Raw genomic sequence first — 21,558 nt, 5'->3', positions numbered from 1 at the left:
CCTGTCGCCTCTCCCCTCGGGTTTGCTGCGGTCTGCGCCCCCGGCGGTCCGCTTCAAGGCCAAGTCGCAAGCGACCGGAGACCGCCGATCTCGACAAGGCCCGGCCGCGTTCGGCGCAGGGCCCAGTAGCGTGGCCCCGCTTGTCCGCAACCGAACCTCGCTCGCCTGGCGGTCCCCGGGCCTTGAAGCGGCCTCATCCCGGCGGCGCTGGGCGACCGCACGCGAAGGGAGAGCCGGCAGGGGCCGGACCGAACCCGACGGCGAAACCCAGAAAAGGACTTCACCATGACCAAGACCGCTCGCGCGCCCCGCACCAACGCCCGCGTCATCCCGCTTCGCCGCGGCACCACCATCGAAATGGTCCGGCTCGTTTGCCCGGACGCAGCCCAGGCCACCCGCATCGCCGAGAGCTTCGGCCTCCCCGTCCTCGACGGTGACGCCATCTGCGACCTGCATCAGCGGCTCATCAGCGAGACCGCCGACGCGCTCGGCGAAGGCCTCAACGAACGCGCCATGCAGATCCACCTGCAGCGAATCGTCGGCTCCTATGTCGGCTCAGCCCACGGCGCCGGGCAGTTCTACAGCCGCGCCGTCACCGAAGCGCGCGAGGCGACGGCAAAGCTCGCCAACGACACGCGCGACGAGGACCTCGACGGACCTGTCGGGTTCGAATCCGCGGCCCAGCGCAAGCGCGAATTCGCCGCCGAGGTCGCCGTTCAGGCACACGCACTGCGCATGGCGGCCGAAGGCGCCGCCGCAGCCTACGAGCACGTCGTCGGCGAGAGCTGGAAGCCGTTCGAGCGCCAGCCCGACCAGCCGGCCGAAACCGTCAGCCGCAAGGCGGCCGAGGTTCAGATGGCGGCGTTCGGGTGACGCCGCCGGCGGGGCTTCGGCCCCGCCATTCTCTTTCACGATCGGATATCGGCCGGTCCCTGCGGGCCGGCCTTTTTCATGTCGCACATCGCGACGGCGCAAACGAGCAAAGAGAAATGACCCGGGATCGAGCGCACGTCGCGGCCCGTACCGGCTTTCAGTCGATGCTCCGGCCGGCGCGGCAGCGCAACGGCTTTGCCGTCCTCCACTGCGTTCCGGTCCGGCGTCTCTCCCCTCACCCCGACCATCAGCGTCACCGGATGCGCGACCCCGCAGGCCTTCGCAGCGGACCGCCGTGACGGGCCGCGACGGGCGCGGCCTCCAACGGAGGTTAGGATTATGACTGGTAAGGAAACCAAACCCCGCGCCGACATCTATGCGCGCATCACCGATCGCATCGTCGCAGACCTTGAGCGCGGTGTGCGTCCGTGGGTCAAGCCGTGGAATGCGGCCAACGCGGCTGGGCGCATCACGCGCCCGCTGCGTCACAACGGCATGCCCTACCAGGGCATTAACGTCGTGCTGCTGTGGTCGGAAGCGGTCGCGCGCGGCTTCACGTCATCGATCTGGATGACGTTCAAGCAATCACTCGAGCTCGGCGGCCATATCCGCAAGGGCGAGAGCGGAACGATGGTGGTCTACGCCAACAAGATCACCAAGACCGAGACCGACGAGCATGGCGACGACGTCGAACGGACCGTTCCGTTCCTGCGCGCCTATACCGTGTTTTGCGTCGATCAGATCGACGACCTGCCGGATCACTATTACGGGCGCCCGGCGCCGACCATCGCGCCGGCGCAGCGCATCGCGCATGTGGACGCCTTCTTCGCCAACACCGGCGCGACCATCCGGCATGGCGGTGACAAGGCTTTCTTCGCACCATCGCTCGACATCATCCAGATGCCGCTGTTCGAAAGTTTTCGTGACGCCGAGAGCTATGCCGCCACGCTCGCGCATGAATGCGTGCATTGGACTGCGCCAGCGCATCGCGTCAATCGCGATCTCAGCCGCTACGCAAAGGATCGCAGCGAGCGCGCCCGTGAAGAGCTGGTTGCGGAACTTGGCGCGTGCTTCCTCAGCGCGGACCTTGGTATCGTGCCCGAACTCGAGCCGCGTGCCGATCATGCGAGTTACCTTGCATCATGGTTGGAGGTGCTGGCCAACGACAGGCGTTTTATCTTCAGCGCGGCCGCCCACGCGCAACGCGCGGTGACTTACCTGCACGGTCTTCAGCCCGAGCCGGCCGAGATCGACCAAGCGGCATGAGGCGCAACGATCCGTGTCTCGGCCGCTTGCGCTCATCGTTCACCTTTCTAGACAATGACGAAGGCCTCATCTCACGGCGGGGGCCGCTCTTTTGTGCGGCGTCATGCCTGTGCCGGCGACTGGAGAGGCGGCGCTTCCCATCCCGACGGCATAGGCGAGATGCGCCGGGCGGGTTCTTCTGGCTTCCGAGATGCCCGTCTGTTTCTGGGCGAGCGTCTTTCCGAAGCCGCAGAAGGCTGGTGTCATCACGATACGACAGTCCGGGATTGTTATTGCGTCCGCTGGACTGGCGGAAAGCTTACGCGACGCGCGCGAGTGCCTTTCACCGATGCGCCCGTCGTCGTGCGGTGTGGCTTGCCTGTCGCTCAGCCGTATCCTCGTCGTTCGGCCTGTCGCGCCCAATGCGTCCTCGATTTGGCATGTCTAACCGAAGGCCGTCGTCGCTGCGCTCCGCCTCGATCAAAAGACCGCAACGGCCGTCTCGGCTTTCTTCCCCTGGTCGCTGCGCGTCCATTCCTCGCGAGACAAGAAAGCCTCCCCCTGGCCGCCCTCTACTGCGTGGCGGCCCTTCGGGTGCGGTCCGATCGCCTCCGGTCAACGACAGCCATCGAGGTCGCGATGGTCGCGGCCCGAGAACGAAAGAGGACACGAACATGGCTACCATCGGCAACTTCACCGTCAACGGCAACGGCTTCGTCGGCACCGTCAAGACCCTCGCTCTAGGCACCGTCAAGACCAAGATCGTTCCGGCCGAACGCACTTCAGACAAGGCCCCGGACTACCGCATCTTCGCGGGCGCGAACATCGAGTTCGGCGCCATGTGGAAGAAGAAGTCCCAGGACACGGGCCGCGAGTACCACTTGGTCAAGCTGGACGACCCGAGCTTCCCGGCTCCGATCTACGCGACGCTGGTCGAGGTCGACGGCGAGGAAGGCCACTCGCTCATCTGGTCTCGCCCGAGTCGCGACTGAGACGCCGCGCAGGTGGCCCCGCCGCGAGGCGGGGCCTTCACCCGTAGGCGGTGAGAAACGATTTTGAACGCGCGCGTAAAGTCGACAAGCGCTGCCTCATCGTGCCGCCTATCCCTTCATGGATAGCTGATGGGGAGGCCGGAAGGGCCTCGTCGGCAGTCACACCGCATCACCTGCGGCGCGTGGCGACGGCCCACCTACGCTCATCCAAATAGCCGGGCCAGCGCATTCGATTGCTCGGCGAATTTTCGGGCGTTGGTCTTCCGAAGCCTTTCCAGGTTTTGCAGCTTCCATCGCACGCCGGGAAGCTGCTCCAAGTGCGGCACGCCCAGTAGCGACCATTCAGGCTCTGCGGCGACCAGCGACAGCAGGAAGCGGCGCTCATCGGCGTTCAGACCTTGCTGCAGTTCGCGCATCATTCGCTCGCGCGCTGCCAAGAGCGCGTCGAGTTCAACGGGCTCGGTGGTCATGCCCGCGAAATTGTGTTCGAACTCCTGGCGGAGATCCCGCAGCGATGGAAACAGAACCTCGTGCACCGGCCGGTTATGGCTCGCGAGATAGACGACGAAAGCGCGGCGAATGCCCGCCGTGATTCCCTCGTGCACAAAAAGCTGCGTGACATCGAACAGATCGCGGGGATGCTGCCGGTCCATCGCCGCAACCAGTTTGCCGCCATATACGTCTTCGAACGACACCACCGGGATTTCGAGATCCGCCTGCAGCGTGTCGCGCGCGGCCTCTGTCAGCGACGCCATGTGCACCGGATGGACGGTGCCGCGCATGACGAAGTTGACCTCGATCTTGACCTCAATGCCCCCTCGCCGCACCATCAGCTTGGTCTCGCCGGATTCCGTCGCGGCCGGCGCATGGGTCAGAAAGTCCTGCTTCTGCAGGCGCGCGGCCGACTGACGGATGGCCTCGTTGATGCGCCGCAGAGCCTGCTCGCGCGGCAGTGTGTGGTCGGGAAACACCAGATCGAGATCGACCGAGAGCCGCGGCATGTCGCGCACGAACAGGTTGATCGCCGTGCCGCCCTTGAGTGCGAACGTATCGTCGACGAGCACCAGCGGCGCCACGCGCGTCAGCAACCGCGCGCTGTCGAGGTAGACCTGGTTCATGGCTTCAGCACCAGGAGCCCATCAGCGGAGCGGGACACCCAGGCCCGGTCGCTGCCCTTGGGCAGTTGAGACGGATCGAGCTTGCCGGCCCAGGGCTGAGAGAGTTCGCGGCCAAGCTGCAGGCACAGGCGCACGGTCTTGACGCTGGTGCAGCGCTTGAGCAGGTCTCGCAGCAGATCGGCACGCAGGCTGTAAGTGCTTTCGACCAGCTCGCGCGCTTCTTGCAGCGGCTGCCGGACGCCGACTTCGCTCAGCACCTCCAGCAATGCGCGTTCCGGCGCCGAGACGAGCGGGCCGCCCTTGCGGCTCTCGAAGGGCCGGACATGAAGCAGCGCGCCGGGTTCTTCCTTGAAGAGTCGCTTGCGGTGGTACTCGGCCGGGAAGCGCTGGGTGAACCACTCCGGAAGGCGTCCGGCTTTCCAGCCGTATAGATGGAGGACGGGCCGCTGGGAGACGTACTGGCGGATGCCGTGCCAGTCGAAGGCCGACTTGCCGCCGACATGCAATCCTTCGAAGCTCCGCTGCAGCAGGACGAGGCTCGGGTGCAAAGTGGGCGGATCGTTTGGCCGGCAATAGACGCCGCGTGCCAACCGTTGCAACCAGCCGGCACGGACATAGTGGACGGCAAGGTCAGCCGATATCCCGAGGGCGGCGAGGTCACCGGAGGTCAGCGGCGCTCCCGGCGCCAAGCGGGTGTAGAGTCTGCTTAGCTTGTTTCTTTGGGTCGTAGCCATGCTACGATAATAAGAATAATATCAACTTCTGCAAGCTTGAATTAGAAGTCGAAGTCGTAGTCAGGCTACGATAACCCGGATTAAGCTAAGAAGACCCCAAGATCGGCCAGGAACTCGTCAGCTGCGGTTGCGCTGTGCTCGGCGATACCCGCCAGGCACCACGTGGTGCGCAATTCGGGTCTACTCACCGGTGCACGAACGCGCCTACTCTCTGCTGACAACCCTTGCCGGCGAATACACCCCGTGCAGAAGTCACCTTCCGATCCTAATGTCGCCGATGCCGCGCCGACCGCGCCGATTCTGACCGACTATGACGAGCAGCACCTGGTCACCTATCTCCGTCTGCTCGATGCCGCAGCCGATGGCTCCGACTGGAAAGAGGTCGCGCGGACCGTGCTGCATATTGACGTCGCGCGCGAGCCGGATCGGGCGCGCCGGGCGTGGGAAACCCATCTCGCCCGTGCCCGCTGGATCACCGAGCATGGCTACCGGGATCTGCTGCGGGGCGGGGCACCGCACTGAGGGCGCCTACAGAATCCCCCAAGCCCGATATCGTCCCCTGCCGGTCACCTCCCGCAGGTCAAGCTCGCCGACCAGGTCCTGAGCGGCGCGCGGCGTGATCTTAAGCTCCTTCGCGATCATACCGGCCGAGGCGATCGGCCGGGTCAGCATATAGTCGAGCAGCGCCGGCAGTTTTGACGTGGCGCGACGGCCGGCGAGTTTTCGGGCGAGCAGGGTTCGCTGGTTAAGCCAGCGGTCGTGGTCCTTGAGACCGGCCGCCGCGGCAGCGGTGATGGCCTCGAGTTGCACGGCGAGTCGCGCCGCCGCGTCGCGCGGCCGCCGGCGTTCGCGGGGGATGGCCTTCAACCCGTCATGCAGGCAGGGCAGATGCCAGCGGGTCTTGGCCCGCGCGCGCAACACGCTGGCTGCCAGCAGCCGGCCGAGCCAGGGCGTGTGCTGCAGCGGGGCGATGGCGTCCCAAGCCTCAGTCGCAAGCGCGGCCGCGAGCGTCGGCGGCAATATGCGGGTCTGCTCGACCACGGCGCGCCAGTCGTCGAGACGCGCGTCCTCGTCCCAGTCGGGGTCGTAGACCACCGGGTCCCGCTCGGACTGGGTGCGACTCCCGCCGGCGAGTGTCCGCTCCGCCTTGGCATTCGCGGCGTCGACCGCGGCGAAGGCGGCGGCTAGGTGCGGGTCGGACTCGATGCCGCCAAGCGACGTGTCGAGATCAGCGTCTCCGCTATCGTAGCCGCCGACGAAGCTTCGCTCCCCTTCCTTTCGGATGCCCCTGCCCTCCTCCCACTCGCCCTGCCCGGTGCGGCCGCGCAGGCTGTCGAGCCCCGCCGGCGATGGCGCCCAATCCGGCTTCGCGTCGGCGATGCGGCGCCGGGTCCGTAGCACGGCGTGGGCGCGGGTGAGTTCGTGGGTCGGGGCGCGGATGTCCATGCCGGCGTCGTGGAGAACCAGATCTTCGAGATGGACCAATTCGCCTTCCAGCCACAGACTGGCGCAGGCGTCAGTATAATGTGTGCGCGCAATCCAGCCGTCGCGGATCGGGCTCTTAGCCAGGCGTTCGTCGAGCCGGGCAAGCGCGTCCTCGGCGATGGCGAGTGGGCCGGCTAGCTGAGCCCAAGGCAGTGGATCGGGAATTGAGTAACCGTTTTGCAAGGTCTTGATAACCCTAACAAGAATCGTTCAAACGGAAGCTATCACGGGAATAACTTCGGTCATAGCGACAGGCTGGTTCCCCGTGGCGCTCGCTGTCAATAATCACTGCTTATCGATTGAGCAGGCCGTTAAAGCGCATCAGCGATCCGAGGGCCGCTGCCCGGTAAACTCCCTGCCCTGGTCCGGACAAGCCCCCTTCTTTCCGCGCGCCGCGGCCGCCCCAGCCGGGTCGCTTAGGCGGCTTCGATATCGGTTTGCGGAAAGTCACCGCCCTTGAACATCAAGGGCTGCCCCAGATGCCGGGCGCAAGCGTAGGCAAAACAGTCCCCGAAATTGAGGCTCGCCGGATGCCGGCCCTTGCCGAATCGGTCGAAGGCGTCGAGAGCGAGCCTTGCCGTTTCAGCCGGCACCGCGACTACGGCGATCTCCATCAGCGCCAAATACTCATCGACCGCTTCGGCGGCGGCGCTGACCGAAAGATCCAGCACGCGCGCGACCGCGACCGCCGCCTCCCATACCGCCAACGGTGACGTCAGACGCGTTCCGGTCTGCTGCAGGCGAGCCAAAAGCTCTCGTGCCTCCTCCTCGTCGGTGAGGAGCGCGGTCAAAGCCGAAGCGTCGATGAACATCAGGTGTCCTCATACAAACTGTCGCGGAACGCCTTATCGGCGGGCTGTCCCTTGGCGGCGTCGCCCCTCGCGCGTAGATCCCGGCAGAACTGGACGCCAAGGTCGACCAAAGACGGCTTGCCCTGCTCGCGCTGGAGCTCATGGGCGAGCGCCACGTGCACTGCTTCGGTGAGGCCGAGTTTTTTTAGCGAGGCCACCTTGCGAGCGAGCGCGTCGGTCTCAGGGTTCTTGATGTGGAAGGCCATGGCGCGCTCCTCTAGACCGCATCGTGTATACCTGTATATCATCACGGATACCCCAATGGGAAGGGCCGGCCTCTTTGCGCCCCGAAGACGTGCGGCCTTCGTGACGTGTGAGGGCAACTTTTATGGTTAGTTGTCTATGAACACCTGCCCTCTCCCTCTCCGGATGCTGCTTCCCTCAGGGCTGTCCTCGCAGATCATCTGGCCGTCGGGACAATAACGACCATCCCACCCCCGCCCGCTCCTTCCTCGCTTTGAATTCTGCGGGCGCGGATCGACGTCGACTACCGATGGGATACCGATCGTGACTCGACTGGTGCGACACGCCTTGGCGAATTGAAGCGACTGACGACCGCAGGTCCCAAATTGTTGTCAGCTGACAACATCCATCCTTGGTAGGGCCCTGTTGTCAGCTGACAACAATCGCCCAGGCCGGTCGCTGCTGTCTGCCATGATCCAACGGCGTCCATGGGGCAGATCGGCTTCGTTCGAGAGCCACGCAGCTCGATATCCGCGCCAGCACGCACCATCGAGAGATCGTATTCATTCGGCGGCCTTGCCGCCTCGCCAAAGGAGCACCCCCACGCCGGACGCCTTCGGTCAACCTCCCGTTAAACGGCGCCTTCAACCGCGAGCTCGGCCTGGACCTCGCCCAAAGGTCCTGATGCGTTCGCCTGCTTAGCCCCTCACGCGGTCCATTGTTGCCCCGGTCGAAACGAGTCAACAGGAGGTTCCTGCCTGGCGATACGATGCGGACTTTCGAGGAAAACCGTCCCTATCTGGAACCCGGGCGATCTCGGCGAGCGTTCCCGCGAATGGATCTGAAGGCCCGGCGTCGAGCTCCCCGCTCAAGATTGGATCCGCACCACGGCATCCCGGACGAGGTGGCGGCCCGTTGCCGTTCCTTCGTCGGATCGCATCGCCCGGGATGAAGCGATGATCGACGCGCTGCGGCACTCCTGCATCGTTGAAAAGGGCAGGAGGGTCTCCGTTGCAGCGCCGAGCCCTGAGGTCGATGTCGCGCCTCGCGATCCGTCGGTGTGGCCACACGGAAGTGCAAGAGAAGGGCCAGCGCGGATGACCTGGGATGTGTCTGCTCGGTTGCTTGCGACCTGTTCGTCCGGCCCCGGTGGACCCCCTGCGACAGTGCGGTTCTTCTGCTTGCCCTTTTTGGGGCGAGCGGCGGCGCAGCGAAGTGACGCGCCAGCCCCCGATCAACACCCGGGAAGGTCCGGCGCGCCGCCGATCCAAGCGAGACGACATCGTCGCTTTACGGTGTCTTGCCATTCAGCGCGGGCGTCTGAGGCAGTTGTCGTGAACGAGGCGGGGAGGGTGCTTCTCGCGGGACCGCGGCGCCAGACGTTGGGCAATGGCGGGCAGGAGCCGTCGCTACATGGCGGCGCGATTTTCTAGAATTTGCCCTACATGACCTGAGATCAGAGCACTGAACGGAGGCTACAAGCCGGGGCGTGTCCCGTCGCCCGGACTCCAGCCGTGGCAGCACCGTTCAGCGCAGCGGTTGGCGAGCTACAAAATGACGCTCTGGCGACTCGTGAAGGCGAGCCGACTCACGCCATAGTCGAGGCTCATCCCATTCGCGCCGAGCCGTTGTTGTCAGCTGACAACAACAGGGCGGTGCACCAAAAAAAAGCCTGCGCGCCGTTTGGCACGTCATCGAGCGTTAATAACTCGTTAACCCTTTAATTCTTGCTCAAATCACAGAATCGTGGCCATCTCTCAAGACGGAGACTAGGCGTCTGACGAGCAGAAACCGTCTTGAGAAGGCAAATGGCGATCTTAGCGGAAGATTCGGCTACCATCAGCGAGACTGCGTCTGCGCGGATCACTCGGCACGCGGGCATTCTTTCCGGCCAGCTTCGCTCGCTCGCGACAACTCTTTTCCCGCCTTCGGCGAGCAAGTCGCTCCGGTCGTTCACCTCTGGAGAGGTTGCGCGAATTGCGGGCGTGTCCGATGGGTACCTTCGGCAGCTCTCTCTTGACGGACTTGGACCGACGCCAGCGACAGGAACCGGGGGGCGACGGTCTTACACTCTGGGTCAGATTCATGAGTTGCGCGAGTATCTAGCCACTGCGCGGCCGCGCGAAGCAATGGAATTCCTTCCGCGCCGGCGCCCAGGCGACAAGCTCCAAATCATCACCGTCGCAAACTTCAAAGGCGGCTCCGCCAAGACGACGACGGCATTGTATCTGTCGCAATACCTCGCCCTTGCCGGCTTTCGGGTCCTCGCGATTGACCTCGATCCGCAAGCTTCGCTTTCAGCAATGTTCGGGTACCAACCCGAGTTTGACATTGGGGCGAACGAAACCCTGTACGGGGCCATCCGATATGACGAACATCGCCGGCCACTGCGCGAGATTGTCCGGCCGACCTATTTTGACGGGATAGGGCTCGTTCCAGGCAATCTCGAGCTTATGGAGTTTGAGCACACTACGCCTCGAGCAATGGTCGAGCGGCGAGAACGCGGACACGACCTGTTCTTTCGCCGCGTCGCCAGTGCCATCGACCAGGTTGCAGACGAATACGACGTCGTTGTTATCGACTGCCCACCCCAACTTGGTTACCTGACCATGGGCGCGCTAAACGCGGCGACCGCTATGCTCGTGACCATCCATCCGCAGATGGTCGATGTCGCATCCATGAGCCAATTTCTTCTCATGACGTCGGATCTCATGTCCGTCATCGAAGAAGCTGGCGGGCGCCTCGATCACGATTTCATCCGGTACGTCATCACGCGTCACGATCCCAATGACGTGCCTGAAGCGTCAAATCGTGGCTCTCCTCCGCACCCTCTTTGGTTCAGATGTGCTCCAGGCGACTGTGTGGAAATCGACCGCGATCGCCAATGCTGGTCTCACCAAGCAATCACTTTATGAGCTGGAGCGCGGCGCCGTAGGGCGGGGCGCCTACGACCGGGCATTAGAATCGGTCGACGCGGTCAATGCCGAAATCGCGCAACTTCTTAAGAAGGTGTGGGGTCGATGAGCAAACGTACTGACACGATCAAGAGCCTTTTCACGGCCCCGCAATCAAGTGCGTTGTCAGCTGACAACATGCCCGCTGCCTTGCCGCGGGTCTCGTCGGGCTCGGTTCGCTCGTTGAAAGACTCTTTCTCCGAAGTGGAGAAAGAGAACGAGGAACTTCGCGAACGAATTGCATCCGGGGCGGTGATACTTGAAATCGACCCCTCGCTCGTCGATCCGTCACCGCTGGCCGACCGTTTTCGCGATCAGGATGATAGCTCGTTCGAAGCGCTCAAACAGTCGATCGCACAGCGTGGCCAAGAGGTGCCCATTCTCGTTCGGGAGCATCCTGAAGCGAAAGGGCGCTATCAGAGCGCCTATGGTCATCGCCGCGTCCGCGCCACGCGCGAACTAGGTATTTCCGTCAAAGCGATTCTGCGATCGTTGTCAGATGAAGCGCTTGTCGTGGCGCAAGGACTCGAGAACGCACCGCGCGAAGATTTGAGTTTCATTGAGCGCGCCAGCTTCGCGATGCATATCGAGGATGCCGGGCATAGCCGCTCAGTCGTGCAGGATGCGTTGTCGGTCGATCGGGCGGAGGTCTCGAAACTTCTTGCCGTGGCTCGATCGGTTCCTGCCGAGGTCATTCAAGCGATCGGGAAAGCTCCGAAAGTTGGCCGCGGCCGTTGGCAGTCATTCGCTGAATTGATCAAGGATTCCGCGGCGCTCAAACGGGTCAGAGCGGCGATCGCCGAACCTAAATTTGCAGAGCGCGAAACCGACGCACGATTTCTTGCAGCATTCTCCGCGGCAACCCGTCCATCTCGCGGGGAGCCCTCGAAAGAGCCGGACGAGAAGCCGGTCTTTTCCGTGTCCGGGGAAAAGATTGCGCACGTGCGTCAGGCCGAGCGCGAATTGAAGCTTACCATCGACAAGAATGTCTCGACGACATTCGCGGCATTTCTTGTGGACCAACTCCCGGCCCTGTTCGACGCCTTTTCCAAGAAGAGCAGTGGTCAGGAAAGTACCGAGGCCTGACGGTCTCGTCCCGTAAACACGAACCAGGAGCAGACAAGGCAAAAGAAAAAGGCCCCCGAAACGGAGTTCCGGAAGCCCTTCTCTTCAAGTTTGGCGACTGACAGAGAATCACTTTCGCGAATCGCAGTCAAGAGTTTCTACGCGATTTTATCGTCGTTTCGGCGAGCGGATTTTCTTTGCCCAACTGAGGCAAAGACATGCAGTCACACTCTCCAACGACGCCCTTTGGGCGGCGATCGCTGACGCTTGCCCATGTGGCAAGCCAGATGGTCGCAACGGAACGTCCTCCCGAAAAGATCGTGCACAAATGGAAGATCTTCCACGCCATCTGCACGGCACGGCCGCGCCTTGGGGTGTCGGAGCGCGCGCTCTCGGTGCTAAACGCACTCCTAACCTTCCATCCCGAGACCGCGCTGACAGGAGAGGATGACCTGATCGTCTTCCCCTCGAACCATCAGCTCGCGCGGCGAGCGCACGGCATGCCGGCATCGACGCTGCGACGCCACCTCGCTGTGCTGGTCGACGCGGGGCTAATCGTTCGGCGCGACAGTCCAAATGGCAAGCGATATGCGCGGAAGGACGATGCTGGCGAAATCGAGCTCGCGTTCGGCTTCGATCTGTCACCGCTCGTCGTGCGCTCGGAAGAGTTCGAGAGCCTGGCGGCCGATATCGAAGCCGAGGCCCGCGCACTCAAGCTCGTGCGTGAGCGGATTACACTGTGCCGGCGCGACATCGCGAAGATGATTGCAACTGGCATGGAGGAAGCCGTCCCGACGCGAAGGGGAGGGCAGGGGCCTGCCGATTGGCAGGTCGTGCACGCTGCCTTCCGCGCGATCGTCGATCAGATTCCGCGCACCGCGACGCGCCAGGAGCTCGAGCCGATCGCCGACGAGTTGTCTCAGCTCGCCGACGACGTACTCAATCTTCTGGAAACACATGTCAAATCCAAGAATCCGAGCGCCAATGAGTCCCATTCTGAGCACCACATACAGAATTCAAATCCAGATACCCTCATTGACCTTGAACCTAGCCTCCGAGAAGGCAGGGCGGCGGGAGCTGAGCCAAGGCCTCAACCATCGCGAGTCGGGGAGGGGACGTATCCGTTGGGAATGGTCCTGAGTGCATGCCCGGACATCGTCGACTATGCGAAGGGCGGGCTTTCGAACTGGCGCGATTTCCTGGCCACAGCGGCCGTTGTACGATCGATGCTGGGGATCAGTCCGAGCGCCTGGGAGGAGGCGCAAAAGGTTATGGGCGAGGTGCCTGCAGCCATCGTCGTCGCGTGTATCCTGCAGCGCGGGACGGCGATCAATTCCGCTGGCGGTTATCTGCGCGGTCTAACGCGAAAAGCCGAGGTCGGCGAATTTTCGCTTGGTCCAATCCTGATGGCGCAGATCAATTCTCGCCGGCGAGACAAGCAGAGGGCGTGAGGCGATGAGGCGCCGTTCCCAGACTTTGCCTCTTCGTGTGATCGAAACACCCCCACTGACCCGGCTTCTGCGCTGTGTCGATGCAAGGCCGTTCGGAGAGATTCGTCATGGCAAAACACCCTCCAATCACGCTCGCGCCATTTTTCCAGCCTGGCGATGAAGGCGCCGCGGAGCAACGGATGTACGTGGCAGGGTTCGCGGACGAGGCGGGCGAGGCCTGGGGGACGCTGATTCCGTTGGATGCGGAGATGGTCGAGCACGCCGTTCTGGGGCAACAGACTTTCACCGTCTGGTGCAATTCCGACGGACGCATCCAATCGCAGCCGACCAGCGATAGCGTTTTTGAGGATCTTCTGGAGAAAGATCAATTGAAGGAGACGCCCCTCGATGAGCTCGTCGCCGAAGCCATCGAGCAGGGCAAGAATGAACCCAATGATGACATCCTCGATATGTTCGAGACCCTGCATGAGCGGCTGGTGCGGGCGCAGGACATGGTCGCTGACGAGATCGCGCGGCGCAGGCGCTGACTCCTCGCGCCGCAGTCAGCGCGGTTCAGTGCTGTAGGGTCAGCTTGTACTAACGCGAGCACCGCGACCGCGCGCGGCCGATACCCGGACCGGTCGATGAAAACAAGAAAACCGACGACCGGGCCTGGCTCCGATTAGTCTTAAGCTTCGCCGGAGCCGGAAAACAGCACCGTCGGTGGCGTCGCGCGCGGCGGCGGGAGAGTCCGAGCGCCCGGGGCTCCCGGTTTGCTCTTGAGATCGTATCGCTGGGCCAGGTCGAGTAGCCGCCGCTTGGTGAACGGGTCCGCGTACTCCGCCAGATCGCGCGCCCGCTGTGCGAAGCCTCTATAAAATTCTTCCACGACGCAACCCCCGCAACATCACTGAAAATCGGATTTCAACGTGAGACGCACTCCGCGTCAAGCGGCCTGGTGCATGCGGACAATTTTCGGCGATTTACTTGTGCTCGCGGCGCACGGGGAACTAAGCTGGTCCCGGCAGGCAAAAATCATGACTCCGCTCTACCTCAGCCGGAAGCTGGGCCCGAAGTGCGGTAAGCCGATGACGGCCGTGCCCGACGACCTCGCGCCCGGCGGGCCGCGCTACGTCTGCGTGGTCTGCGAGGACGATCCGCTGCGCGATCCCCTCGCCCGGAAGTAGTCGGAAAGCCCGCTGCGACCGCCGGCCAAATAACGTTCGGGTTGAATCGAGCCCGGCAGCCGGATTGCTGCAGAGGCCGATTGCGCTCACAACCCTCTCCGACGATGTGGAGTGGCAACCCGAACGCCCAGCTTCGTTCCATCGCGCGTGCCGGCGGAATCGTCCCGGACTCGGAGGCCGGCATGCCAAGCGACGGTAGCATCTGTTTTACGCCTCGCGGGGCGCTCGGTCGCATGGATGCGGTGGGCGGGTTGCATCCACATGGCGAGTACGTTGCCAGCCTCGTTATCGATCTTGCGCTGGCAACTTCGACGGCTACGCCGAAATGCTGACGGTGACGATCTCCATTGCGGGTGATGCGCGCCGTCCAGGTGACCTATTAAGGTGAGCTGCATTTTGCTTGCCGCGCCCATTGCCTGAGATCCGAATGGCCGAACGGATCGGGGCCGCCTGTCTTCATTCCATGTGGTTTAGCGACGGGCGCACCCATCAGCATCCTCGATAGAGGCTGGTCTGACCGAAGGCCGATCCCGCTTCGCGGGCTCTCGATCTTGTCCCTGCAACGTCCGTCCTCGACTTTCTTCACCTGGCGCTGCGCACCATTCCTCGCGGTCCAAGAAAGTCGCTGCCGGCCGCCCTCCATTTCATTTCGGCCCTTTGGGTGCAGGTCGATCGCCTCCGGTCTCACGACCGCCATCGAGGTCGCGATCGGCGCGGCCCGAGAAAACCAAGGGAATGAGACAATGGCTACCATCGGCACCTTCACGTCCACGGGCAATGGCTTCTCCGGCGCGATCAAGACGCTCAACCTCAACGTCAAGGCCAAGCTGATCCGCGTCGACACCCCTTCCGACAAGGGACCGCACTTCCGCATCTACTCCGGCAACGTCGAGTTGGGCGCCGCCTGGCAGAAGACCGCCAAGGACACCGAGCGCGACTACCTCTCCGTCAAGCTGGACGATCCGAGCTTCCCGGCTCCGATCTACGCCACCCTGATCGAAGTCGAAGGTGCGGAAGGCCTGCAACTGATCTGGTCTCGGCCGAACCGGGACTGAAGCTCCAGGAAATCGGCTCCGCCGCAAGGCGGGGCCCGCTCCCTTCTACCGGAGATGCGATCATGATCGTCGACACCATTGAAGAATTGCGCGCCGAGCTGCGCGAATGCCTGTTCACGCCGGCGGAGCGCATGGCGCTCGAAGTCGAATTGGCCGAACTCATCCGCCAACGCAACAAAGCGCTCGCAGCCGAGGAGCGGGCATAAGCCCCGTCCTCTTGCATCTTGCGATGCACCTTCATTACGGTCCGCTCCTGCGTTCAGACCATCTTTGATGGGCTTTGGCCTTCGCAAAGGCAGCTTCCTGGAAGCTGCGATTGCAATCGTTGCGACGGTCGATGGATTGCGCCCCTCACGAGCGGGGCTGTCCTTGGCCTTGAACTTGCCGAACCCGGGAAGGCTCGCTCGGCTCCGCTCACGCCGCATCAGTGCCCGCGTTGCAAACGCTATCGACGATGGTTTTCGCCTGAGCCTTTGTCAGGTCGTTCTCGGTGCAATTTTTTTCGGCGATCTCATTGGCAGTCGTCATGGACGAGCTCCGTCTTCTTTCAATCTTGCTCGTCAAGGCCGTGGACCAGATAGCGCCGCCATCACAGGCAGAGCCGTAATCCTCGAAAGAATGTCAGCCTAAGGCGGTTTTTCGTCCATGACAGCGTAACCGCGCCTCCGCTTCGCACGCTCCAGCCGTACGAATGCTTCGATCGCCTCCGCACTACTATCGAAGGTCTGCACCATGGTTTTGCCACTCGTGCCGATGCGGCCCCAATTGCGGATCTCCGAATAAGGTGGGCTGGGTGGATAGCGCATAGAACCGCCGCATATTGTGCGCGGCTTCGATGCGGCGCAGATGAAGCGGTTCTGGTTCGGGTTTCGGCACGGACAGATTCTCGCTTCGGAGGGAAGCGCCGTCCAATGAGTTTTATGAATCGACCGGGCAGATCGATTCACTTTATCAATAGGTCCATCGGGCCGGAGAATGCCGCACCCCCGTCTTATTTGTCGGATTGAATCTCTCCTCGATGGAGACTTCGCCATCGGACGCGCGTCGCAATTCCTGGCTTGCAATTGCGCCAGTCTTGATCAGAACAGCCGCCCGAAAGAGATCGGCTCTAATTCAAAGTTCCTGCGGCTCTTACAGCCTTGCCTGCTTGGGCGAGCCCCTTCGGGGACGGCTCTACTCGCGCCGCCGCGGCGACGCTCCCGGAGCCCACAAGCGGTCTCCGCGCCTTCGCGTGACGATCCTCTCGCGACCGGTCGCGGACCGCTCAGCAACGAGCACGATTGCCGGCTCACTTCGCCAGAATTTCCCTCCATGGCTATGGGCTGACCTGACTCTTGTGGCAGGGGATTCGCTGTACGAATTCCGGGATCGTTCCGGTGACCGGATTCGCAATCGTCTGTTGGTTCAAACCAACATCCCCCAGGACATGATGGACAAGGACATGGCTCCCGCACTGTTAGATCCATTTCGGACCTTAAGATGAAGACCATTGTCATCAACAATCAAAAGGGCGGGGTCGGCAAGACGACGCTTGCCGTGCATCTGGCTTGGTTCATGGCGGAAGCGGATCTCCGCGTCCTCGTGATCGACGTTGATGCGCAAAGCAATGCGTCGGATACGTTGAGGCACTACGCCGGTTCAACGTTAGCCGCGGATCTGTTCAAGCCGGGGATACGTGTCGTACCTCGGGAAGACAAGTCCCTAACGCTCGCGCCGGCCGATAGCTCGCTGACCGATCTCGATCGCAGCAGTGCGGCCGCCATAACGACTCTGCAAGAGAACCTCGCTATCGCGTCGGATCAGTTCGATGCCTGCGTCATCGATACGCCGCCATCACTTGGACTGCGCAGTGTCGGCTGTTTGGTGGCGGCGTCGCATGTGCTGGCTCCCATCTATCTGGAGGACTATTCGATCAAGGGCGTCAAAGGTCTGATGCAGACCGTGATCGGCGTGCAGAGGCGCTACGGCCGCCAGGATACCAAGTTCCTCGGGTTGCTGCCTTCGAACTTCAATACGAAATCGCCCCGTCAAAGGAGCCATCTTGAGCAACTGTTGCGCGAGGCGGGCAAATATGTGTTCCCGGGTCAGATCGTTGCAAGGGACGGCTACGCCGAGGCCGTTGCCGAACGCCTGCCGGTCTGGAAGCTGAAGCGCCGCTCTGCCCAGGAGGCTGGTCGGGAAATCCGCGAGGTTCTCGCCAAGATCGTCGCGCAAATGGACGAGCCGGCACATGGCGCTTGATCTCAGCTTTAAGCAGCTCATCGATGCCGCGGAAGATGGTGCCGCCACAATCGGACAACCGACTTGCATCGCCATCGATCGTATTGACGAAGATCCGGACCAGCCTCGTCGCAGTTTCGACGAACAGAAACTCGAGGAGCTCGCGGAATCAGTCCGTCAGCATGGCGTGCTGCAACCGATCGTGCTGCGCCAAGCGACCGAGGAAGGCCGGTATGTGATCGTCGTGGGTGCGAGGCGGTATCGTGCTGCTAAGCGCGCCGGGCTCCGGGACATCCCGGCTTTCATTCATGCCGTTGGTTCTGCGGATCGTTATGTTCAGATGATCGAGAATATTCAGCGCGACGATCTCGATGCTCCCGAAATTGCAGCGTTCGTCGCGGACCGCTTGGAGCAGGGTGACAACCAATCCGACATCTCGCGCAAGCTCGGCAAGCCGAGGGACTGGGTATCTCGCTACGCGTCGGTCCAGAGCATGCCGGAGTTCCTCCAGTCGAAGCTTGCCGGCTCATCAATCCGTGCTGTGTACGAACTCTATCAGGCTTGGCGTGAGCAGCCCCACGCCGTCAAGACTTTATGCGCAGCACAGGAGAGTTTCACCGACGCCCACGCCCGTCAGCTGGCTCGCAAAATTCGCAGCGAAGTCCGCGGCTCCCCTGCTGATGGCGAAGGGCCGCCTGGAGCTCAAGCCGGACGAAGCCCGATCGCATCGCCAGTGGCATTGCGACCCAGCGAGAGAGACGGTGTAACCGCGATCGCGGAGAAACCTCTCAACTCCTTGGCCGATCGGAATGCGCGAATGAGCCCATCGCTGACGATCAGAGTGCGTCACCAAGATCGCATGGGCTGTCTTCTGATCGATCGACTCGCGTCTCGAGGCTCACGCCATGCCGTGCTGCTGATCGATGGTACAGAAGAGGCGGAAGAGGTTCCGGCATCGACGGTTACAATCGAAGAGATACTGTTCGCATGAAGCTTGTCTTGAACAGCCTCCGCAGAAACGCTGCTACAGTTGGTGCGCCGGCGGAGCGGATTTCCCATCCGAAGGATGGCGCGTTAGCGCAGCAGCCGGAGGCCGAACGCGCCTTCCACAGCGCCGTAGAGAGGCCGGAGGCTGCTGGAAAGCCGCGGTCCACATGCTCGATGCCAATGTTGCCGATCTGGACGCGCGGGTTTCGTGGAGAACAAGGATTAGGGGCGACGGCTTCGTCATTCCCGGAGGAATTCTCCGCATCGATCGGCGACCGTGTTGGATCTCACGTCCAGCACCCCCCGAGATTTGACTGCCGATCCCGTTGGTTTGAACCAACATGGAGGGGGAAGGATTCGCACTTTCTAGTGCAGGATAGGCTTCGCGCCAGCGATGTATTACATCGCGATTGGGATTGGAGTGCATGGCTCTGATCTCGCTTCGTGTCTCCGACGAAGTCGCTGCAGAATTCTCAGCTTTTGCAGCTACCCAGGGCGGTAAGTCTGCGCTGCTGCGGCGTCTCATTGCTGATGCACTAGCTGCACCAGCGCCGCGCATCTTGGCGTTGCCGGTCGGACGGCCGGAAAAGGTGACGGTGCGATTTCGCGAGAGCGAGATGCGGCAGCTGGCGGAGGTCTCACATCAGCGCGGCATGACCCGAACCGGCTGGATCGTCGCGCTGGTGCGCTCGCGATTGGGGTCGCCGGTGCAGCATTCCCCGCACGAGCATGACGCGCTTCGCGCGATCGTTCGCGAGCTCAATCGGATCGGCGGAAACATCAACCAGATCGCGCGGGCCGCAAACACCAGTGTGCTACAGGGCAGGGCGGTTGAGCCCGATTTGTCGGTAATTCAAGAAGCCAAATTGGTCATCGAAAGAGAGCTCGCGCAATTGCGTAGTGCGCTGCACGGCAACGCGGATTATTGGGATGGACCGCGATGAGCCGTCGCTCGCTGCGGCCAGCCGACCTGGACTCCGAACTTCCGCCGATCTCGTATGTTTGGGAAACGCCCAATCGGCGCCCACGGCGGGCCGAGTGGGATATCCCCGATCCGGCCGCTCCAGGCCGTCTTACGCCGGCGATGCGTGCAAAGCTCGAACGCATCGTGCGCCGAGCGCCCGAGGTGATGGTCAAGATCACCGGTCGTACCAAGGACGTGGCGCATCTCAAATCGCACCTGGCCTACATCACGCGAAACGGCGAGCTCGATGCGGAAACTGAGCAGGGCGCGACGCTGGCGGGTCGTTCCGGATTGAAAGATCTGCAGCAACGCTGGGAGGATGATGCCGGCCTCGACGAGCGCCGCCGTGATGGATTGCTTTCGATCAACATCATTCTATCGATGCCGGCTGGTACCGATGCCATTGCGGTTAAGGATTCAGCTCGGGCATTTGCCATCGAGACGTTCGGGGACAACCACGACTACGTCTTCGTCCAGCACCTCGATGACAAGCATCCCCACGTGCACTTGACCGTTCGGTCTTTGGGCCATGACGGCAAACGCCTCAGCCCCCGCAAAGCGGATCTTCAGGCCTGGCGAGAACGGTTTGCCGGCGAGCTCCGGCTGCGCGGGATCGCGGCGGAGGCAACGCCGAGGCGAACCCGCGGACGGGTTCGAAAGGCCGATCGCGGAGCGGTGCTTGGTTTACGCAAGCGAAAGATCACGCCCGATGTCGATCGGCTCGCCCGTAAGGAGGTGCTTTCGGAGGTGAGGGGCGGCAGAACCGCCAAACATCCCTGGGAGGAAAAGATTGAATCACGTCAGGACGCCATTCGGCGGCGATATCTAGACTATGCCGCGGAGCTGCAGCGTTCTGGAGCGGCAGCAGATCGCGAGTTGGCTCGCCAGGTTCGGCAATTCGTCAAGGATATGCCCGCAGTCGAAACCCGCCGGCATACGTTGAAAAGCGAGCTGTCGGAGCTTGCGAAAATCCGGAGCGTGGGCGCAGAGCAGGGCGTCGTTGCAGACCGGCGCGACGATACGCGAGGCGATGAAAGGACGAGATAGGCGAGCGCAGGAATCATAATCCTGGGGTCGGGGGCTCGAGTCCCTCTCCCGCTACCAATTCCAGCGTAACCCTTTGATTTTCCAGACTTGGCCGACCGATGTTTCGAGGCGAGGGATGTCTCATTGATACATCCTCAACGGTCGCGGATCAATTCTCGCCGTGAACGATCAACATCGGGCGCGGAGAGCCGGCGTGCGGGCTGCGATTTGCGAAAGTGTGGCGGGTTAACGGGGGTTCGAATCCCTCCCTCTCCGCCACTGATTTTTAGCAGCGCAGAAGTCTTCAAAATCAGGCGCTTATCGAACCGTCGGCTTTCTGTGGTGGAGCACTGTGGTGGAGCACTCTCCGCCCCTTTTTGCCACATCCGAGCGAATTGTTCGACTTGAAATTGGCGGACCGTGCTGTTCGCTCCCCAAGTTCCAGCAAGGGGGAGTCGGGACGCGTCCGGCCGACGCCCGGCCGCGAGCTTCAGTCATGTCCTGATGTCTATTCGCGCTCGATGGGTTGGCAGACCGCACGCGGTCGCCGGCCGTACGAGCCATAAGGGTCCGTAAATTGTCTAGAGAAACGTCACGCTTCGCCCACGTCGCTTTTCGTCGTGCCCGCGCGCCGCGGTGAACGGACGAATCCTTGCTGCATCCCGAGTTTACGGGATTGCGAAGGGCGGAGGAAAACATGCAACTTGCGCGACAAAGCTGAAAAGCTGCAAGTGGGGGAAACGCTTGGCAGATGTCGATCACGATAATTACCGAGGGCGTGCTGAGCGCCTTCGCCGACCTCATCCAGGCGAACAGAGGAACATACCGACGGTGATCAACGACGCGCAGATAACGAGCCGGCTCGGTTCGAACAATCTCATCGAATTGAAGAACCTAGATCCCACCGACGTCACAACCTTCCTGGCAAAGCTGCGCGAGGCGTTCGTTGATAAGTCCGCAGTCGAAGCGGCCGTCGCCGCCGGCGAGATCGCTTCGGCGGATTACGTCTGGGACAGATATCCCTTCACCGACGACGGATGGCGGGAATTTCTCGAATATTGGAACATCAACCAGGAGCAGGCCAAACCGCGCGAGATCTGCGACAAGCTCGACGACGTGGGTTTTAGAGCGATGAAGGATGATCTTAAGCTGATCGGCCCGGATTCCCTCCGTAAGGCGAGAATGTAAG

General features: G+C 62.3%; 22 protein-coding genes, 1 tRNA gene and 3 pseudogenes. 17 read left to right on the top strand and 9 right to left on the bottom strand.

Features of this window, described 5'->3' with window-relative positions; translation table 11 throughout:
• Nucleotides 1-285 precede the first annotated feature (285 nt).
• On the top strand, nt 286-873 hold the full coding sequence (locus ACVJ5M_RS49130) for a hypothetical protein (protein WP_028152775.1): 588 nt from the start codon (nt 286-288) through the stop codon (nt 871-873).
• A gap of 35 nt (nt 874-908) precedes the next feature.
• Here the strand turns inward: ACVJ5M_RS49130 and ACVJ5M_RS49125 are convergent, their stop codons facing one another.
• Nucleotides 909-1,130, bottom strand: coding sequence for a hypothetical protein (locus ACVJ5M_RS49125; RefSeq protein WP_144030572.1), 222 nt, complete (start codon nt 1,128-1,130; stop codon nt 909-911).
• Nucleotides 1,131-1,212: 82 nt separating this feature from the next.
• On the opposite strand from ACVJ5M_RS49125, the gene ACVJ5M_RS49120 reads away from it, so the two are divergent.
• Both ACVJ5M_RS49120 and ACVJ5M_RS49115 read left to right on the top strand, forming a co-directional pair.
• Nucleotides 1,213-2,139: an ArdC family protein gene (locus tag ACVJ5M_RS49120; RefSeq protein WP_085398416.1), complete on the top strand. Its 927-nt coding sequence runs from the start codon at nt 1,213-1,215 to the stop codon at nt 2,137-2,139.
• A 653-nt stretch (nt 2,140-2,792) separates the two neighbouring features.
• Complete coding sequence (locus ACVJ5M_RS49115; protein WP_354100323.1) at nt 2,793-3,110, top strand: DUF736 domain-containing protein; 318 nt, start codon at nt 2,793-2,795, stop codon at nt 3,108-3,110.
• A 203-nt stretch (nt 3,111-3,313) separates the two neighbouring features.
• Here ACVJ5M_RS49115 and ACVJ5M_RS49110 read toward each other — a convergent pair whose 3' ends face one another.
• Nucleotides 3,314-4,228, bottom strand: a complete 915-nt coding sequence (locus ACVJ5M_RS49110; RefSeq protein WP_354100324.1) for a nucleotidyl transferase AbiEii/AbiGii toxin family protein — start codon at nt 4,226-4,228, stop codon at nt 3,314-3,316.
• Complete coding sequence (locus ACVJ5M_RS49105; protein WP_085398417.1) at nt 4,225-4,962, bottom strand: type IV toxin-antitoxin system AbiEi family antitoxin domain-containing protein; 738 nt, start codon at nt 4,960-4,962, stop codon at nt 4,225-4,227. The genes ACVJ5M_RS49110 and ACVJ5M_RS49105 overlap by 4 nt, the downstream gene beginning before the upstream one ends.
• A gap of 243 nt (nt 4,963-5,205) precedes the next feature.
• Here ACVJ5M_RS49105 and ACVJ5M_RS49100 point away from each other — a divergent pair, with 243 nt between their 5' ends.
• Entirely contained in the window at nt 5,206-5,484 is a 279-nt protein-coding gene (locus ACVJ5M_RS49100; RefSeq protein WP_354100325.1) for a DNA -binding domain-containing protein, read from the top strand.
• Between the two features lie 6 nt (nt 5,485-5,490).
• Here the strand turns inward: ACVJ5M_RS49100 and ACVJ5M_RS49095 are convergent, their stop codons facing one another.
• The 3 genes from ACVJ5M_RS49095 to ACVJ5M_RS49085 all read right to left on the bottom strand — a co-directional run bounded on the left by ACVJ5M_RS49095 (nt 5,491) and on the right by ACVJ5M_RS49085 (nt 7,504).
• A complete protein-coding gene (locus ACVJ5M_RS49095; RefSeq protein WP_162479014.1) occupies nt 5,491-6,630 on the bottom strand; it encodes an RHE_PE00001 family protein in 1,140 nt (379 codons plus the stop codon).
• A gap of 233 nt (nt 6,631-6,863) precedes the next feature.
• On the bottom strand, nt 6,864-7,259 hold the full coding sequence (locus ACVJ5M_RS49090) for a type II toxin-antitoxin system VapC family toxin (RefSeq protein WP_085398419.1): 396 nt from the start codon (nt 7,257-7,259) through the stop codon (nt 6,864-6,866).
• Nucleotides 7,259-7,504 carry a type II toxin-antitoxin system VapB family antitoxin gene (locus ACVJ5M_RS49085; protein WP_354100326.1) on the bottom strand — a complete coding sequence of 82 codons (246 nt, stop codon included), beginning with the start codon at nt 7,502-7,504 and terminating at the stop codon, nt 7,259-7,261. Before ACVJ5M_RS49085 ends, ACVJ5M_RS49090 begins: the two co-directional genes overlap by 1 nt.
• Before the next feature lie 1,785 nt (nt 7,505-9,289).
• Between ACVJ5M_RS49085 and repA the strand changes: the two are divergent.
• The 4 genes and pseudogenes from repA (at nt 9,290) to ACVJ5M_RS49065 (ending at nt 13,478) form a co-directional block, all read left to right on the top strand.
• Nucleotides 9,290-10,505 (top strand): annotated as a pseudogene (gene repA / locus ACVJ5M_RS49080) (plasmid partitioning protein RepA).
• On the top strand, nt 10,502-11,521 hold the full coding sequence (gene repB / locus ACVJ5M_RS49075; RefSeq protein WP_354098422.1) for a plasmid partitioning protein RepB: 1,020 nt from the start codon (nt 10,502-10,504) through the stop codon (nt 11,519-11,521). Before repA ends, repB begins: the two are co-directional and overlap by 4 nt.
• A 197-nt stretch (nt 11,522-11,718) precedes the next feature.
• Nucleotides 11,719-12,951 (top strand): plasmid replication protein RepC, encoded by a 1,233-nt coding sequence (gene repC, locus ACVJ5M_RS49070; protein ID WP_354100327.1) that lies wholly within the window; start codon nt 11,719-11,721, stop codon nt 12,949-12,951.
• 107 nt (nt 12,952-13,058) lie between these two features.
• The gene (locus ACVJ5M_RS49065; RefSeq protein ID WP_354100328.1) at nt 13,059-13,478 is read left to right on the top strand and encodes a hypothetical protein; all 420 of its coding nucleotides are present in this window, start codon (nt 13,059-13,061) and stop codon (nt 13,476-13,478) included.
• A 140-nt stretch (nt 13,479-13,618) separates the two neighbouring features.
• Here the strand turns inward: ACVJ5M_RS49065 and ACVJ5M_RS49060 are convergent, their stop codons facing one another.
• The gene (locus tag ACVJ5M_RS49060; RefSeq protein ID WP_038953878.1) at nt 13,619-13,819 is read right to left on the bottom strand and encodes a hypothetical protein; all 201 of its coding nucleotides are present in this window, start codon (nt 13,817-13,819) and stop codon (nt 13,619-13,621) included.
• 148 nt (nt 13,820-13,967) lie between these two features.
• On the opposite strand from ACVJ5M_RS49060, the gene ACVJ5M_RS49055 reads away from it, so the two are divergent.
• From ACVJ5M_RS49055 to ACVJ5M_RS49045, 3 genes are all read left to right on the top strand, one after another.
• Entirely contained in the window at nt 13,968-14,117 is a 150-nt protein-coding gene (locus tag ACVJ5M_RS49055; RefSeq protein ID WP_171901351.1) for a hypothetical protein, read from the top strand.
• Nucleotides 14,118-14,860: 743 nt separating this feature from the next.
• On the top strand, nt 14,861-15,172 hold the full coding sequence (locus ACVJ5M_RS49050; protein WP_028152788.1) for a DUF736 domain-containing protein: 312 nt from the start codon (nt 14,861-14,863) through the stop codon (nt 15,170-15,172).
• Between the two features lie 62 nt (nt 15,173-15,234).
• Complete coding sequence (locus tag ACVJ5M_RS49045; RefSeq protein ID WP_171901352.1) at nt 15,235-15,378, top strand: hypothetical protein; 144 nt, start codon at nt 15,235-15,237, stop codon at nt 15,376-15,378.
• A gap of 51 nt (nt 15,379-15,429) precedes the next feature.
• Here the strand turns inward: ACVJ5M_RS49045 and ACVJ5M_RS49040 are convergent.
• Nucleotides 15,430-15,700: pseudogene (locus ACVJ5M_RS49040) on the bottom strand (HU family DNA-binding protein); the annotation flags it as partial.
• A 98-nt stretch (nt 15,701-15,798) separates the two neighbouring features.
• Nucleotides 15,799-16,084 (bottom strand): annotated as a pseudogene (locus tag ACVJ5M_RS49035) (WGR domain-containing protein).
• A gap of 567 nt (nt 16,085-16,651) precedes the next feature.
• Between ACVJ5M_RS49035 and ACVJ5M_RS49030 the strand changes: the two are divergent.
• The 6 genes from ACVJ5M_RS49030 (at nt 16,652) to ACVJ5M_RS49005 (ending at nt 21,557) form a co-directional block, all read left to right on the top strand.
• On the top strand, nt 16,652-17,413 hold the full coding sequence (locus tag ACVJ5M_RS49030; protein ID WP_028152789.1) for a ParA family protein: 762 nt from the start codon (nt 16,652-16,654) through the stop codon (nt 17,411-17,413).
• Nucleotides 17,403-18,383: a ParB/RepB/Spo0J family partition protein gene (locus ACVJ5M_RS49025; protein WP_354100329.1), complete on the top strand. Its 981-nt coding sequence runs from the start codon at nt 17,403-17,405 to the stop codon at nt 18,381-18,383. The genes ACVJ5M_RS49030 and ACVJ5M_RS49025 overlap by 11 nt, the downstream gene beginning before the upstream one ends.
• Nucleotides 18,384-18,804: 421 nt before the next feature.
• The gene (locus tag ACVJ5M_RS49020) at nt 18,805-19,323 is read left to right on the top strand and encodes a plasmid mobilization protein (RefSeq protein ID WP_028152791.1); all 519 of its coding nucleotides are present in this window, start codon (nt 18,805-18,807) and stop codon (nt 19,321-19,323) included.
• A complete protein-coding gene (locus tag ACVJ5M_RS49015; RefSeq protein WP_354100330.1) occupies nt 19,320-20,390 on the top strand; it encodes a relaxase/mobilization nuclease domain-containing protein in 1,071 nt (356 codons plus the stop codon). Before ACVJ5M_RS49020 ends, ACVJ5M_RS49015 begins: the two co-directional genes overlap by 4 nt.
• A tRNA-Ser gene (locus ACVJ5M_RS49010) sits at nt 20,381-20,447 on the top strand. Before ACVJ5M_RS49015 ends, ACVJ5M_RS49010 begins: the two co-directional genes overlap by 10 nt.
• A gap of 666 nt (nt 20,448-21,113) precedes the next feature.
• Entirely contained in the window at nt 21,114-21,557 is a 444-nt protein-coding gene (locus ACVJ5M_RS49005; protein ID WP_354100331.1) for a hypothetical protein, read from the top strand.
• Nucleotide 21,558: the final 1 nt, after the last annotated feature.

This window comes from Bradyrhizobium sp. S3.7.6, assembly GCF_054061875.1.
Note: the sequence above shows the minus strand (reverse complement) of the source record. Positions and strands in the feature narration are given on the sequence as shown.